The organism is Rhizobium sp. NXC14 (assembly GCF_002117485.1).
GTDB lineage: Bacteria > Pseudomonadota > Alphaproteobacteria > Rhizobiales > Rhizobiaceae > Rhizobium.
The window spans coordinates 751,248-766,498 of the sequence record NZ_CP021033.1 but is presented as its reverse complement, the minus strand read 5'-3'; the positions used below and the strand labels follow the sequence as shown (position 1 = coordinate 766,498).

General features: G+C 57.8%; 15 protein-coding genes. 6 read left to right on the top strand and 9 right to left on the bottom strand.

Translation table 11 applies throughout. From position 1 onward, the window contains the following. Nucleotides 1-25 precede the first annotated feature (25 nt). The 6 genes from NXC14_RS31640 to NXC14_RS31615 all read left to right on the top strand — a co-directional run bounded on the left by NXC14_RS31640 (nucleotide 26) and on the right by NXC14_RS31615 (nucleotide 5,412). Nucleotides 26-838 carry an oxidoreductase gene (locus tag NXC14_RS31640; protein ID WP_085781920.1) on the top strand — a complete coding sequence of 271 codons (813 nt, stop codon included), beginning with the start codon at nucleotides 26-28 and terminating at the stop codon, nucleotides 836-838. A 98-nt stretch (nucleotides 839-936) separates the two neighbouring features. Then, entirely contained in the window at nucleotides 937-1,800 is an 864-nt protein-coding gene (locus NXC14_RS31635; protein ID WP_085781919.1) for an alpha/beta hydrolase, read from the top strand. A 33-nt stretch (nucleotides 1,801-1,833) separates the two neighbouring features. Continuing rightward, nucleotides 1,834-2,838 carry an NADP-dependent oxidoreductase gene (locus NXC14_RS31630; RefSeq protein WP_085781918.1) on the top strand — a complete coding sequence of 335 codons (1,005 nt, stop codon included), beginning with the start codon at nucleotides 1,834-1,836 and terminating at the stop codon, nucleotides 2,836-2,838. 58 nt (nucleotides 2,839-2,896) lie between these two features. Continuing rightward, nucleotides 2,897-3,883 carry an MDR family oxidoreductase gene (locus NXC14_RS31625; protein WP_085781917.1) on the top strand — a complete coding sequence of 329 codons (987 nt, stop codon included), beginning with the start codon at nucleotides 2,897-2,899 and terminating at the stop codon, nucleotides 3,881-3,883. A gap of 88 nt (nucleotides 3,884-3,971) precedes the next feature. Next, nucleotides 3,972-5,156 carry an acetyl-CoA C-acyltransferase gene (locus NXC14_RS31620; RefSeq protein ID WP_085781916.1) on the top strand — a complete coding sequence of 395 codons (1,185 nt, stop codon included), beginning with the start codon at nucleotides 3,972-3,974 and terminating at the stop codon, nucleotides 5,154-5,156. A gap of 1 nt (nucleotide 5,157) precedes the next feature. After that, nucleotides 5,158-5,412: a hypothetical protein gene (locus NXC14_RS31615; protein ID WP_085781915.1), complete on the top strand. Its 255-nt coding sequence runs from the start codon at nucleotides 5,158-5,160 to the stop codon at nucleotides 5,410-5,412. Between the two features lie 601 nt (nucleotides 5,413-6,013). Here NXC14_RS31615 and NXC14_RS31610 read toward each other — a convergent pair. The 9 genes from NXC14_RS31610 to NXC14_RS31570 form a co-directional block, all read right to left on the bottom strand. Continuing rightward, nucleotides 6,014-6,805 (bottom strand): SDR family oxidoreductase, encoded by a 792-nt coding sequence (locus NXC14_RS31610; protein ID WP_085781914.1) that lies wholly within the window; start codon nucleotides 6,803-6,805, stop codon nucleotides 6,014-6,016. A gap of 198 nt (nucleotides 6,806-7,003) precedes the next feature. Further along, nucleotides 7,004-7,813, bottom strand: coding sequence for a sugar phosphate isomerase/epimerase family protein (locus NXC14_RS31605; protein WP_085781913.1), 810 nt, complete (start codon nucleotides 7,811-7,813; stop codon nucleotides 7,004-7,006). 293 nt (nucleotides 7,814-8,106) lie between these two features. Further along, a complete protein-coding gene (locus NXC14_RS31600; protein WP_157131533.1) occupies nucleotides 8,107-8,895 on the bottom strand; it encodes a 2-keto-4-pentenoate hydratase in 789 nt (262 codons plus the stop codon). Nucleotides 8,896-9,026: 131 nt separating this feature from the next. Next, complete coding sequence (locus tag NXC14_RS31595) at nucleotides 9,027-9,959, bottom strand: dihydrodipicolinate synthase family protein (protein ID WP_085782085.1); 933 nt, start codon at nucleotides 9,957-9,959, stop codon at nucleotides 9,027-9,029. A gap of 28 nt (nucleotides 9,960-9,987) precedes the next feature. Continuing rightward, on the bottom strand, nucleotides 9,988-10,815 hold the full coding sequence (locus NXC14_RS31590; protein WP_085781911.1) for a shikimate dehydrogenase: 828 nt from the start codon (nucleotides 10,813-10,815) through the stop codon (nucleotides 9,988-9,990). Beyond that, nucleotides 10,806-11,624, bottom strand: a complete 819-nt coding sequence (locus NXC14_RS31585; RefSeq protein WP_085781910.1) for a sugar phosphate isomerase/epimerase family protein — start codon at nucleotides 11,622-11,624, stop codon at nucleotides 10,806-10,808. Before NXC14_RS31585 ends, NXC14_RS31590 begins: the two co-directional genes overlap by 10 nt. Before the next feature lie 128 nt (nucleotides 11,625-11,752). Then, nucleotides 11,753-12,820 (bottom strand): aldo/keto reductase, encoded by a 1,068-nt coding sequence (locus NXC14_RS31580; RefSeq protein WP_085781909.1) that lies wholly within the window; start codon nucleotides 12,818-12,820, stop codon nucleotides 11,753-11,755. Nucleotides 12,821-13,054: 234 nt separating this feature from the next. Continuing rightward, the gene (locus NXC14_RS31575; protein ID WP_198175587.1) at nucleotides 13,055-14,353 is read right to left on the bottom strand and encodes a sugar ABC transporter substrate-binding protein; all 1,299 of its coding nucleotides are present in this window, start codon (nucleotides 14,351-14,353) and stop codon (nucleotides 13,055-13,057) included. Nucleotides 14,354-14,403: 50 nt separating this feature from the next. Beyond that, entirely contained in the window at nucleotides 14,404-15,249 is an 846-nt protein-coding gene (locus NXC14_RS31570; RefSeq protein ID WP_085781907.1) for a carbohydrate ABC transporter permease, read from the bottom strand. Nucleotides 15,250-15,251 lie beyond the last annotated feature (2 nt).

Below are 15,251 nucleotides of genomic sequence, written 5' to 3'. Positions count from 1 at the left end.
TCCACACCAAACGGAAGCTGGTAACGTGACCAACAGAAATAATAACGTCGCACTGGTGACCGGGGCGTCCTCCGGCATCGGGTTAGTGACAGCCAAAGCGCTCGCAAAAGCCGGCTACCGTGTGTTCGGAACGAGCCGCAAGCCGGTGGCAAACCCGCAGGGCATTACAATGCTGATCTGCGATGTGACGGATGAAGCCTCGATTCAAGCTATGATCGCTGAGATCGTCGAACAAGCTGGCGGCATCGACCTCGTCGTTAACAACGCTGGCATAGGCCTACTCGGCGGGGCGGAGGAGTCTTCTATCGCCCAAGCTCAGCGCTTGTTTGACGTCAACGTCTTTGGCGTCGCTCGTGTCGTCAACGCCGTGCTGCCGATCATGCGCAAGCAGAAAAGTGGCCGGATCATAAACATGAGTTCTATCCTCGGGCTTATTCCGTCTCCGTACAACGCCTTCTATGCCTCGACCAAGCACGCAATAGAAGGCTATTCGGAATCGCTCGATCATGAAGTGCGCGGCTTCGGCATTCGTGTCGTGCTCGTTCAACCAGGCGTGACCCGCACCTCTTTTGAAGAGAATCTCACCCGTGCAGACCAGCCGCTTCCAGTCTACCAGGCTGAGCGGGTCCGTAGCGAAAACTTGATGCGCACCTGGGTCGAAAAAGGTGATGATCCGCAGGTCGTGGCCGATACGGTTGTTAAGGCTGCCGCCGCGAGAAAGCCGAAACTTCGCTATTCTGCAGGCAAGCAATCCAGCCAGGTGAGGGCCCTTCGTCGCTACCTTCCGGAAAAAATGATTGACGGTATCTTGCGCAAGTTCAACGGATTTAGCGCTTAAGCGACGAGGTAGAGACGCTACTCGTATCGAGGCGTGCGCCGCACCGACTGGGTAGCTAGACGTGAGATAGCCATCCGGCCCATACATTGGAGTAAACCATGACTAGTTCTGTCCGCTACCTCAGACCGGTTGGGCATTACGTAGATGCGCCGAACCTTTCGATCAGCGTTGGGGGGACCACTTTTGCCTATCGCGACCTCGGCCCGCGGTCCGGCGTTCCACTCATCCTTCTCAACCACTGGGGCGCAGTTCTGGACAATTTCGACCCGCGGATTGTTGATGGCCTCGCCAGCAAGCATCGTGTGATCGCCACCAATTACCGGGGTATCGGTGCGTCGGGCGGAAAAGCGCCCGTCACCATCGATGAAATGGCCCGGGATGCGATTGCTCTGATCCGCGCGCTGGGTTTCGAGAAGGTCGATTTGCTCGGCTTTTCGCTGGGAGGATTTGTGGCGCAGGATATCACGCTGAAAGCACCGGACCTGGTGCGCAAGCTCATCCTGACCGGCACGGGTCCTGCGGGCGGGAAAGGCATCGACAGAGTGGGTTCGGTGTCCTGGCCCTTGATGATCAAGGGTCTGCTGACGCTGCGAGACCCGAAGTTCTATCTCTTTTTCACATCAACGGCCAACGGTCGCCGAGCGGCAAAGGCCTTTCTGGAAAGGCTGAAGGAGCGCAAGGCAGATCGCGACAAAGGTCCCACGCCCGGTGCCTTCCTGCGACAGCTCAAGGCGATCAAGGCCTGGGGCAACCAGGCGCCGCAGGATCTCGGCAGCATCCGGATTCCAGTCCTGATCGCGAATGGCGATAACGATATCATGGTGCCGACCGCAAACAGCACCGATATGGCCCGGCGCATCCCGGGCTCGCAACTGGTGCTCTACGACGATGCTGGGCATGGCGGGATTTTCCAGAATTACGCCGACTTCGTGCCGAAGGCCTTGACCTTCCTCGAAGCCTGAGGCCGCCACAAAATTCACATTGGAGAAGACGCCATGAAGGCATTCGTTGTTGATAAATACAAGAAGAAGGGCGCTCTGCGGCTGGCTGACATGCCAGACCCGGAGTTGCGGGAAGAGGATGTCCTGGTTGAGATTCACGCAACCGCCGTGAACCTGCTGGATTCCAAGGTCAGGAACGGAGACTTTAAGCTCTTTCTGCCATATCGCCCACCCTTCATCCTCGGCCACGATGTCGCGGGAACAGTTATCCGCGCAGGCTCGAAAGTCAGGAAGTTCAAGCCGGGCGACGAGGTCTATGCGCGGCCGCGCGATCACCGGGTAGGAACATTCGCTGAACTCATTGCCATCAATGCAGCGGACGTGGCGCTGAAGCCCAAGAACCTCAGCATGAACGAGGCCGCCTCCATCCCGTTGGTGGGCCTCACCGCCTGGCAGGCGCTGGTGGAAGTCGGCGGGCTGAAGCCCGGCCAAAAGGTCTTCATTCAAGCCGGGTCCGGCGGCGTGGGGACCTTTGCGATCCAGCTCGCCAAGCATCTCGGCGCGACGGTTGCGACGACGACGAGTGCGAAGAATGCCGAGCTGGTCAAGAGTCTCGGCGCCGATGTGGTCATTGACTACAAAGCGCAGGACTTCGAGAAGGTTCTGTCCGGCTATGATCTTGTTATCAACAGCCAGGACGACAAGACCCTCAAAAAGTCTCTTCGCGTGTTGAGGCCAGGCGGCCTGCTCATCTCGATTTCGGGTCCGCCGGACCCCGAATTCGCCAGGGAACTTGGGTTGAACCTGTTCCTGAAACTGGTGATGCGGCTGCTGAGCCGTGGTGTGCGGAAAAAAGCCAAAAGCCTCGGTATTCGCTATTCATTCCTGTTCATGAAGGCCGAGGGTCAACAGTTGAGCGAGATCGCTTCCCTGATAGAATCGGGCGTGATCCACCCGGTCGTCGACAAGGTTTTCCCGTTTGAGAAGACCGGCGATGCTTTGGCCTACGTCGAGACAGGACGCGCAAAAGGCAAGGTCGTCATCACCGTGAAACGATAGCTCCGGCTCTTACCTTCCGCGCTGCCGCCGTGCCCTGCCAATTCCACGAGGACATCCAATGACATTCAAGGCCCTTCTAGCTACAAAATCCGACGACAGGATCGAGACCAACCTCATCGATATGGATGAGCGCGACCTCATGCCCGGCGATGTCTCAATCGCGGTCGACTATTCGACAGTCAACTACAAGGACGCGCTGGCGGTTTCCGGACGTGTGGACGTCATCAAGCAGTTTCCGCTGATCCCGGGTATCGACTTCGCCGGCATCGTCGAAGCCTCCTCTCATCCCGGCATTACCATCGGAGATCATGTCGTTGCCAATAGCTGGGGGCTGAGCCAGACTCACCACGGCGGTTACGCTCAAAAGGCGCGGCTGAACGGCGATTGGCTGGTCAAAATCCCGGAACCGCTCACGACTCAGGATGCTATGGCCATCGGAACGGCAGGCTATACGGCGATGCTAAGCGTGCTTGCACTCGAACATGGCGGCATCACGCCTGACCGAGGTGATATCGTGGTGACCGGCGCCAATGGCGGCGTCGGTTCGATCGCAATCGCGCTGCTGTCTACTCTCGGCTATCGGGTCATTGCCTCCACCGGAAGGCCTGACGAAGCTGGGTATCTTCGAGAGCTCGGCGCGGCAGAGGTCATCGACCGCACCACGCTTTCGCAACCGGGTGCGCCGATCGCCAGGGAACGTTGGGCCGGCGCGGTCGACTCCGTTGGTAGCCATACGCTGGTCAACGTTCTCGCGCAGACCAGGTATCGTGGCGTGGTTACCGCTTGCGGCTTGGCTCAGGGCATGGATCTTCCCGGCACAGTCCTGCCTTTCATCCTGCGCAATGTCACGCTTGCCGGCGTTGACTCTGTCAACGCGCCGCAAGCGCTCCGCATGGAAGCCTGGTCGCGACTGGCGCGTGACCTCGATCCGAACAAGCTGGCACGGACCACTCGAACGGTGGGTCTTGCCGACGTTCCGGACGTCGTGGCCCGGATGTTGGCGGGAAAAGTTCAGGGGCGCACCGTCGTCGACGTCAACGCATGAGGCCTTCGCCGAAAGCGCCGTCGCTTTTGGGCGGTCGTTCGGAGAGCTTCTGCACCAACCGCGTCATTATTCAAACAGGGAGAAAACCATGAGCACGCGCGAGATCGTCATTGGCCATCCAGTTCGCACCGCGATCGGCATCTATAATGGCACGCTGAAAGGTATTCCCGCCACCGAGCTTGGCGCGATCGTCGTTCGGGAAACCTTGCGGCGCGCCGGTCTCGAAGCAGCCGAGGTTGGCACGATGGTCATGGGAAATGTCATCCAGGCAGGCAACCGAATGAATCCAGCGCGCCAGGCTGCGATTGGCGGTGGACTGCCCGTCGAGGTCCCCGCGATGACCGTCAATCGTGTCTGCGGTTCAGGCGCGCAGGCGATCCTGACTGCTGCGCTCGAGATTATTGCGGGCGATAGCAATGTGGCCATCGCCGGTGGAATGGAGAACATGGATCGGGCGCCGTATTTGATGGAAGGGGGCCGCTGGGGCTATCGTATGGGCCCCGCCCAGATCCTCGACAGCATGTTGAGCGACGGACTCAATGATGCCTTTTCCGGACAGCATTCAGGCTGGCACACGGAGGATCTCGTCGAGAAGATGCAGATCACGCGCGCCGATCAGGACGCGTTCGCTGCCCGGTCACAGCAGAATTTCACCGCCGCGCGAGATGCTGGCCTGTTCACGGACGAGATCGTTGCGGTCGAAGTGAAAGGCCGCAAGGGTGCGGAAAGCTTCGCAACCGATGAGGCGCCCCGCCCGGACACGACGGTCGAGTCGCTGTCCCGGCTGCGCCCGGCCTTTCGGCCCGAAGGCACGATAACCGCCGGTAACGCGCCGGGGCTGAACAGCGCCGCTGCGGCGATGATCGTCGCCGAACGCGGCTTCGCCGAGGCAAAAGGCATCAGGCCGACCGGCCGGGTTGCGGGATACGGCGTCGCAGGAGTGGAGCCGGGCATGTTTGGGCTGGGTCCCGTTCCTGCGGTGCGCAAGGCATTGGCAAGAGCGCGCTGGAGCCTTTCCGACATCGAGCGCATCGAGATCAACGAGGCCTTCGCCGCCGTGCCCATCGCGGTCGCCCGTGAGCTCGGGCTGCCCGAGGATATCATCAATGTCGAGGGCGGCGCCATCGCCCATGGCCATCCAATCGGCGCAACCGGTGCCATCCTCGTCACGCGGCTCCTACATGCGATGAAGCGGGACGGTCTGCGCCGCGGAGTGGTTACGCTCTGCATTGGGGGAGGCCAGGGCATCGCGCTCGCGCTCGAGACGTTATAGCTTGACCCCGGAAGCGGCAATTTTTGAGGTTTTTGAGGAAAGACGCATCGCCTTCGGCGACGCAGAGATTGCCTTTACGTCGGCGGGAGAGGGGCTGCCGGTGCTGATGCTGCGCGGATTTCCGCAGACAAAGGCGCTTTGGGGGAGGTCGAAGAACCTCTGCCGCACGACATCGCATTGCTCCCTCACAGCGCGGATTTTTTCCGCGCCCGCGGCCGCGCAACTGCCAATGACGAGGAGCCTGGATGCCCGGTAAGCCGATCACGTACCAGCTAGCGAGATCATGCATGAGATTGAACAAAACTCACCGCCGGTAGACGGCGGCGGCGATGTCTGGCTTCAGCGCAAGCACCGCCTCACGGCTTAAGAAAGCCCCGCGCCTTCGTCCGAGAGGAAAGCGCAGCGCGGCCATGGCGGCGGGCGGCCTGATCCATTCGCCAGCATCTGGGAAAGCGAGGTGGCCCCCGCAGTTGACAGAGCGCCGAACCTGTGGCCGGTATCCTGCTCGATCTGTGCTTGCGCTACCCCGAACTGATACCGGCGCGGCCAACCCCTGATCATCTGGAAAGCAGACGCTGACGACATTGTCGCAGTCGTCAGATGTGCTCCAAGTGTTCGAATCAAACCACTACGGATGTTAACGCCTTAACACGTCTTACTTCGAATTCGTTCGCATATGATCCGCGGTAAGATCGTTTCAGCAACATCTTTGGTACGAGAGGCGGGCTTTGACAGCTGATAAATTTCTGACGATCACAATGCCATTCCTGTGATCGTCAAAGCTTTAAGGCTTAGACATTTGCCGGACCTAACTGTTGGAATGACGGCCAAACCTGCGGCTGGGTCGACCTTGCCGGCTAAGGTTTTGAGCTTGGACGCCCAGGGATGTGGCTTAGGATTGACTTCGAGAAACCGCCGTCGACGCAGAGGTCTTGACCGGTGATGTAACCCGCAAGGGGGCTTATCAGGAACTCAATTGCATTAGCAATGTCTCTCGGATCGCCGATCCTCGAAAGCGGGATCAGATCCTCTCTTGCCCTCTTGATCGCTGGATCGGCGTACATCTTGGCAGACATTGGAGTATGCGTCATTCCCGGAGAGACGACATTTGAGCGAATGCCATCTGGCGCCCATTCCAGGGCGAGGGTTTGTGCAAGCATAGTCAGCGCCGCTTTGGTTGGACTATAGGCACCTGATCCCGCATGAGGTATCTGTCCCGACATTGACGATGTGAAGCATGCGGCGCCTCGGCTCTGCTTCAAATACGGATAGCTGTGTTTAGCCAGAAGCCATGCCCCGCGAAGGTTGACCTCGAACATCTTGTCCCAATCAGCAACCGACAAATCACAGATGTTTCCGGGACTTGCCACGCCGGCATTGGCGACCAGAGCGTCTAGACCACCGAATTCCGATACCGCCGTCTCTACGAGGCTTGGGGCCACATCGACGTTGCTCAGATCGCCGGACAACGCAATAGCATCGCCTCCCAACGCGCGTACCGATTGCGCAACATCCTCTTGCCCTTCGGATGAACCAAGGCCACACACGGCGATCTGCGCACGCTCACCTCTTGATGCCGCGGCCTCGGCGATCCGGATACAAACCGCCGCGCCAATTCCGCGACTTCCTCCACTGACCAAAACTCTCATAATGCTTCTCCGTTTGGATGGAATGATATGGAAGTCATTTCCACTTTGCAACGCTATTCTAGGAATATTGGAGTTTTGAAACCTGTTGACAGTACATCCTCAGCGAGCTGCTGCGGGAGCTAGGGTGCGTGTTCCGATACATTGTCATACAGGTTCCCGCGCCCCGCGCGCACGGTGAGTGGTTGCGATGCGGGTTAATCAATCAATCCTCCAGCCCCTTTTTTTGAGCTCCTGCAGTCCTTTGTTAATTTCCAACAGTGGTTCTTCTTCGCGAATAATCTCGAGAACGACGCGATCAAGGCTGAAGACTGAATCGACGGCGCGTCCCAAACCCTCGAAATCTACGATCCCCGTACCGATTGGATCGTGACCCCACACGTCTGTTCCCGTATCCGAGATATGTACCAGGCCTATATTCGCGTAATGCGCTCTAAGAGCGGCTACGGGATCCTCCCCGATATAGGCCGCGTTTGCGACGTCATAGACGATACTCAGGCCGTCGCTTTTGATTTCCTCGACGACGCTGACGAGTTCATCGATCGTTGGCCTGAAACAATATGGGGTATTCTCCATGAGTAGCCGCACGCCGGCCTGCTTCGCAACCGGCAGAAGCACGTCGAGACTCTCATATAGCCAGCCAAGGGCTTGGGCGATCGTCGGGGAAATCATCGGGCGGCGTGTTCCTGGAGAGATCACGACGTCCGTCACTCCCCAATCGACCGCTAGATCGATGACATCTTTGATATGATCCGTGCTTTTGCGCCGCATGTTTGCTGCCGGGCTGGCGAGGTTGATGTCATATCCGCCAGCATTCAGCGACTTGACGCTTGCCCCATGATCCTGCAGCTGCTTCTTCGCATCCGACCGCAATCCTGCCGGCATCTCGTCCGGCCAGCAGTGAGGAGAGCTTACGGGAACTTCAAACACCTTGAAGCCATGTCGAGTTAGTTCAGTCATTGCCTCCACAGCAGTGGATTTCCAAAGATAGGAAAAAGTGTTGATAATCATTGATGTCTCCCTTTCGCTTCGTGAGCTTTCGAAGCTGTGTTGATTGTGGCATGCTCCCACATTGCCCCTGGGCGGCCGCAAATTGGGTTTGATTGATCGAGGGTCTTCGCCCTCGCAGAGCCTCGATCGCTCTACGCGCCATAGCTGTCGCTCTGCCAATGAGCTCAGGCCTGAGCTTCATTTCGAAGCTGGGAAAACCCGAACTAGAAAGACCGCGGGGGCAATAGGAAGAGGAGTGCCGCCTCGTGTAGGGCAAAGCCTTCATTGTGGCGACGACCTTCAGCTGCATTGCTTCAGCCTCCTCGTCGCGCGGGTTCACTAATTCCGAAATGCAGCCCAGTATACTCGCCGAGCTTGATGGATACGTTGCCCGGACCGGGAATCTCGATTGCACCGCACAGGCTTCCTGTCGTGATGATCGAGCCTGCTCTAAGCGCGGTCGCGGGCCTTGATCGGTCGTTTGCGTAATCGCAGAGCCAGGTAAGCGGGTCTTCCGTCGGGTGCCGTCCGGCAGCGTCGAAGGCGACCTTGTCGTTGAGCCTAAGCTCGAGAGGAAAATTCGAACCGGGCTGAAGGGCTGCCAAGGGTAGGGCTTGTCCTCGTACGTAGCCCGTGTTTCCAAGGCGATCTGCCAGAAAGGCTAAGAAGGAAATGCTGCCGCCTTCCGAAATGCCGCTCCAAACCATTTCAGCGCCGAGGTAGGCGTTGGAAATCGCCGCCTCGATGTCGGCCCGCTCATAGGTTCTATCCGTGCGAACAGGCAGATCCTGGCAAAGCTCGACGGCAATCTCCACCTCGATTTTCATAGCCCTTCGCCAAGAAAGCACCGCACGGGGAAGATTATCCAGGTAGGGATGAAGCGGAGCGGCGACAGGGTCGCCGCCGGGGGACTTAGCTACTTTCCAGGCCTTGACGTCTGCTCCCTCAAGCTTCGAAAGCTGGTTCTGTACCTCTATCGCTTCCTCAAGGGATCCGGGCACTGATACGAGCTGATCTGTCAGAACCTGGCTTCCATTTTGACGGAGGCTGTATAGCTGATGGGTCAATGCAATTATGTCAGATGTTGCTAGCATGGAAGTCATCTCTGCCTCTTGGTCATTTCGACGGCGCACCTGGACGCTCAAGGCATCCGGCCATCCGACGATCAGTGCTTTGAACGGAGGCGCTCTCGGCGACCTATGCCGTTCGAAGCAAAACCCACCGGCCACTATTCTCAGGACGCCTGCTTGATCCGCTGGCGAAATCTCTCCGTGCCCTGCTGAATATGGTCGAGAAGATCCATGACTGCCCAGTGCCGTTCGGCGATGTCATAATCCGTCACACGAGAATGGACGCTCTCAAAGGTGCCAAGTCGTTTGTGCCAAACCTTGGCAAGACCCGGATATCCCATCGGCTCGGCCATCGCCGCTAGTGCCAGAAAGATTTCAAGTTCGCGGCGCAGATCGCTGTCTTCCGACGCGTGCTTGTAAAGCCAAGCGTATAGGTCGGGGTGGATATTGGTGAAGACGCCAGAGAAGCCTTTCGAGCCCGCCCGCATAGCGGCTGCGGCGATGGCTGCATTGGCATTAACAATTGCAAAGCCGGAATCGCCAGAGAGCGCGACGCGTCGCTTGACGGTTTCGAGATCGCAGGAAACATCTTTCAGCGTTACGAAGCGGCCGGTGTCGCGGCACAGCTTGAACTCGTCATCGCTCAAGAGACGGCGATAGGGCGCCGGGCATTCGTACAGACCCAGGGGTAGGTCGCTGGGAAGCCAGCTCATGATCGCGTCGAGGCTGGAACGAAATGCTTCGGTTCCTTCATTCTTGGTGTCTAACCTGTTGCTGACCAAGACAAGCGCATCGATCCCAGTCTCGGCCATCGCCGCCAATTCGGCGCGCTGATCATCACGGCTCTCGCTGATATGCCCTGATGAGATGACCGGTACACGCCCGCCCGCCAGCGAGACTACTCTCTTGGAAAGCTCAACTCGCTCTTCAAGGGACAACTTCTGCATCTCGCTCGACTGGCAGACGGCAAAGAGGGTGTCGGCGCCGTTGGCGATATACCACTCCACCAGCCGCTCCAGGCCTTCCCAATCGATCCGGTTATTCGGCGTGAACGGGGTAAGCATGACGGGGACGATACCCTGGGCTTGGATCTTCATGATGTACTCTTTCTCTCTTTCCGGATTGTCAAAGCGCGGTTCCTGCCGGCAGACCTGCGGCAAAACCCGCCATCAGGTGGATCTGCGCGAGCAGCATGTCATTGCCGTCAGACACCGTCGCACCGGCTGCCTTGGCAGCGCGTAATAGCGCGGTTTCCTCGCTTAAACTGGCGATATCGGCGATGAGCATGTCGGGTCGTATCGCGGAAGTCGGCATAGGGAATATGCTGTCGCCCTTGACGCCGATCGGCGATGCATTGATGACAATGTCGTAGTCCCAGCCTGCCGAACCATCGACCGCAACTGCGCATTCTTCACTGCGAAAAGTGTTGACCATTGCCGCGGTGAAGGCGATGGCTTCAGCAGAAAGGTCCATGAGATCGATCTTCGCAGCGCCTTCCTCAGCAAGGGCAAACGCGATTGTGCGACCAGCTCCACCGGCTCCGACAATCAGCACGCGAGCGCCGCGCAGTCGTGACTTTGCCTCGCCAAGACCGTTAACAAAGCCCACGCCATCAAAAAGCGCACCGTTCATCTGGCCGTCCTCTCCGCGCTGCACGCAGTTGACGGCACCGACTGCCTTTGCTGTCGGCGTGAGCGTTGAGCACCTCTTGGCCGCCGCGACTTTGTGAGGGATCGTGGTGCTGATGCCGCAGAGATTGGGTATGGCAGAAAATAGCTCCCACGCTGCTGCGAAACGTTCAGCGGTGATCAGGAAGGGAACTGCGTAAATGTTGACCCCGGCGGCGGCGAAAATAGGGTTTATCAGGCGCGGCGTTTGGACCTGATGTATCGGATCGCCAAACACAGCGTAGACACGCGAGTTGCCGTCGAGGTTGGGAATGTTCACTGCCATGATTTCTCGTCCGTGCTGAAAAGGTTACGGCAGCGATCTATCGCGATATCCATCACCTCCGCCGGGTCGCGAGACCACCAGTCGGTGGAGAAGATCTCTACCTCAACCGTTCCATCGTATCCGGCCCGTCGCATCATCGAGTGGATGCCGCGCAGGTCTATGATCCCGTCTCCCATCATCCCCCGATCGGTCAGGAGATGCCGCGTAGGGATGAGCCAGTCGTTGACATGAAATCCAAAGAGCCGGCCGGCATCGCCTGCACGCGCGATTTCGGCTGGCAGTCGCTCGTCCCACCAGCAATGATAGACATCGACGACCACTCCGATGCCCGGTCCTAACGCTTCGCACAGAGAATTTGCGTGGGAGAGACTGGAAATGACGCTTCGGTCGCCCGTGACCATGGGATGGAGGGGCTCAATAGCGAGCTTCACTCCAATCTTTCGAGCGCTGTCGAGGACCTTGCCAATTGTATCTTCAATTCTTCGCCTCGCGGAACCCAAATCCTTTTCATTGTCTCGCAAGCCTCCCGTAAACAGGAAAACGTGGTCAGCCTCAAATCTCGCCGCCCGCTCGAGTTCCGCCTCAACTGAATCACATGAATAAGCATTCAACGGACCGACACGATTGTATCCCGAGACCGTCATGCCAAAATCTTGTAAAACAGAAAGAGCGTCGGTCTCGCCGACCTTGGTAATCTCGTCGCCCCAAATGGAAACGGTCTGGAGTCCTCGCTCCGAGCAGAGTCGAAGATAGGTCAACATATCTGCTCTCTCGCGCACTGTGGCGTGGTTGAAGACAATGTTCGTCATCGGCCCCTCTTGGTCTTGAATATGAATGGTTCTGAAACCATGCTCGGTCGCCGGAACGGTGTCAGGGTTGTGTCGTCCGATTGGCACACAGACGGTCGTTCTGAAGGCCTGCGGCAGTCCGCGTTTACTCAGATAGCCTTCCCCGGATAGCGACGAACCTCTGGCGCGAGCCAAGGAGAAACATAACCACGGTCGGCCTCTTCTATGAGCGAGCCCGGTGGAACAAGCGCGTCAATCCGGTCAAGCGTCGCTGACTGGAGAACTGTCTCAAACCCCGCTTCCATGCTCTTGAACTGCTCCAGCGTTCGAGGACCGAGGATCACAGATGTCACTGCTGCGTGCGCAAGTGGGAACGCCTGAGCCATGTGCATAAGAGACACACCTGCCTCTGTCGCAACGCGCTCAAGTTCTTGAAGCAGTTCCAGTTTGCGCCTGTTACCCTCGCGTTGCATATCGAAGCGGGTTTGCAAGATCGGGTAGTGCTGCCCCCACTGTCCTTTTACCCGCTCGGCCCTGGATCCTGGCGGCACTGAGCCATCAGCCTTGTACTTGCCAGTCAACCAGCCCCCATTCAGTGGGCTCCAGGCTGTGAAGCCCATGCGGTAGTGTTGAACGGCGGGCAGGGTCTCCCTCTCCACCGCCCGTTGAAAAATCGAGTAGGGCGAGCTTTCATTGATGAATCGCGCCGTCTTGTTCAAGCGGCTTACAGATTGTGTCTCTGCAAGATACCAGCTCGGCAGTGTCGAACAGCCGATATACCGAACCTTGCCTTGGGCCACGAGATCGTCGAGAGCGCCGAGTGTTTCGTCAAGATCGGTCTGAAGGTCGGGTCGATGCATTTGGTAAAGATCGATGTGATCAGTATTTAGCCTTCGCAGGCTGTTCTCGACCTGTTTCATGATCCAGTAGCGCGACGCGCCTTGTTCGTTGCGCCCCTCACCGGCCGCGAGACGAAACTTGGTCGCAAGTACCACTTTGTCTCGACGGCCGGCAATCGCTTTGCCGACGATCTCCTCGGATTCACCATGGGAGTACGTGTCAGCAGTGTCGATAAAGTTGATGCCGCGATCGAGCGCACTGTGCAGGATGTCTATGCACTCTTTCTCGTCAGTATTCCCGTCCGATCCGTAGCTCATCGTGCCCAGCATGTACTCGCTGACCTGAACTCCAGTTCTACCGAGGTAACGATATCTCATAGCTGATGCTTCCTATCACTTTGATGGTGGCTCACTCACGCGTGGTTCGCGCACGACCTAAGATCATGGCGCAGCAATGCCCGTTGGCTTTTTCAGCCGACGTTGAGCGAGACTGGGGCCGCCAAGCTGCTAATACTGGCGGTAGTATTTTTTGACGGTGTCCGTAGACAACCATCTGGGAGAACCGGATGGCGGTGACTATTCCCCCCATCCGGCCTTGTTAAAGAAGGCCGATTACTGTGCCTTCGCGAGTGCCGCTCCATACCGCTCGACCAGTTCATCGTAGGCATCTGCCGGCGAGCCGTCTTTCAGGATCATTCGCTGGAACGCTTCGCCCAGGATGGTGTGATACGTCGAGAGGATAGGGGTGTAGGTCACGGTTTGACCACGTTGGGTTACCAGGTCGGCCCACGCCTTCTGGTCTTTACCAGCGTCGCTTTGGAAATACGGTGCGGCATAGGCTGACTTGCGTGATACAACCTCGCCGCCTTCGGCTGCGAACGCTTGAGCCTCCGGTGACACCATGAACTTCATGAAAGTCCAGGCGGCATCTGGGTTGGCCGTCTTCTTGTTGATCGCGATGTTGTAGCTGTAGACCGTCTGTTTGTCGTTTGCCGTATATCCCGGCGCCGGAGCCCAGGCCAGATCATCACCGCCGCCTTGCTGCTTCACCGTCTTGTAGCGATAGACTCCAAACACCGCCGTCGCTGCGCTGCCAGACCGAAGGGCATCGTGCAACTCGTTGAATCCCATCTGTGCGCTGCGCAGCGGGGTCACTTTGCACTTCGTATAAAAGTCTTTGATCGTTTGCGCGGCCTTGATGAATGACTCTTTGGAGAACGCGATCTTGCCTTCGGGGGTGAAATATTCACCGCCGTTTCCAGGCAGCATCGTGCTCAGGAAGAATTCGCCAAGGCTTTGGGCCCCACCAAGCCCGCCCGTCGCTCCGAGCGGTACGGCGAAGGTGATGGTATCGGACTGACCGAATTTGTCGCCCAGTGCACACACCTCATCCCAGGTTGTCGGCGGCTTAACGCCGGCCTTCTCCAACATGCTCTTGCGATAGTAGAGGATTGGAATACGGAAGTCTTGGGGGAGAGCATAAAGCTTTCCGCCGACCTTCGTGCTCGACAGAGGCAGGAGCCAGTCGTCGTCGGGAATGCTTTCCTTCTTCACCAAATCGTCGAGCTGGAGGAGATTTCCAGTGGCAGCGAATTCAGAAACTGCGAAGCCGACGACGCGGATCACGTCCGGTGTCTGGCTACCGGACTTGATGGCGCGTGCTGCTGCCCCCCCGGTCGGATCGACAAGCAGCTCGACCTTGATGTCCGGGTTCTTCGCCTGAAATGCGTCAATCATCTTCGTCTGAGCGGCGGACCGGGGATCCTTTGCATTGTTCGGATCCAGGAACGTCTGGTAGATGATCTTCGTGCTCTCGGCAAAGGCTTGTGAAGCAGCGAAAGCGAAGATGGCGGTTCCAATCGCCAGCGCCGCGGATGATTTGATGAATTTCCGTTTCGATATGGTTTGCATGCGTCTTCCTCCCAGGTTGAACGAGTTGCTGTGTAAAGGTTGGTTGGTCATCAGCCTTTGACGGCGCCTGCCGTCAGGCCGGAGATGAACCACTTCTGAACGAAGCCGAACATGAAGATAACCGGTGATGATGCGACCATCACAAAGGCCATCATGTAGGACCACGAAATGCCGACGGCGTCGAAAACCTGATTGACAAGGGCGACCTGCAGGGTTCGTTTTGCGACCTCGGGCGCAAAAACGGCCACCGTGATATAGTCATTCCAGGTTGTCACAATGCCGATTGTCGCAACGGCCGCTATACCCGGACGGATGAGCGGCAAGATCAGAGCCCAGATGATTTGAAACCGGGACGCGCCATCGATCATAGCGGAGTCCTCGATCTCAACCGGAACGGCCTCGACGAAGTTGGCGATAAACCAGACAGTCTGCGGGATGATGCGAGCGGATAGGATGATCGTTATGACGACACCACTGTTGAGCAAGCCGACCATTTCGAGCAGATAATAAGTGGGAACAAGCAAGGCCACGCCTGGCACCATGGAGGTCCCAAGAATAACGAGCATCAATGTCCGCTTACCTTTGAAAGAAAAGCGCGCCGCGGCATAACCGCCAGGAATTCCAACGAGGAGAGCGATGATCACCGCGCCGACGGAGTAGGCGACAGAGTTCCACAAGTCGTTCAAGAAGGCTGCATCGTGGAAGACCTTGATGTAGTTCTCCAGAGTTGGTGACGTTGGCCATAGGGTTGGCGGAACAACCACCGCTTCAACTTCTGTCTTGAAAGATGTTGCAAAGGCCCAGAGCACTGGCCCGAGAACGATGATCCCGATAACCAAGGATCCCAGAATCGCGGGTATCTGTCCGTTAGATCGGTTCGAGAGAGCGCTACTCATGT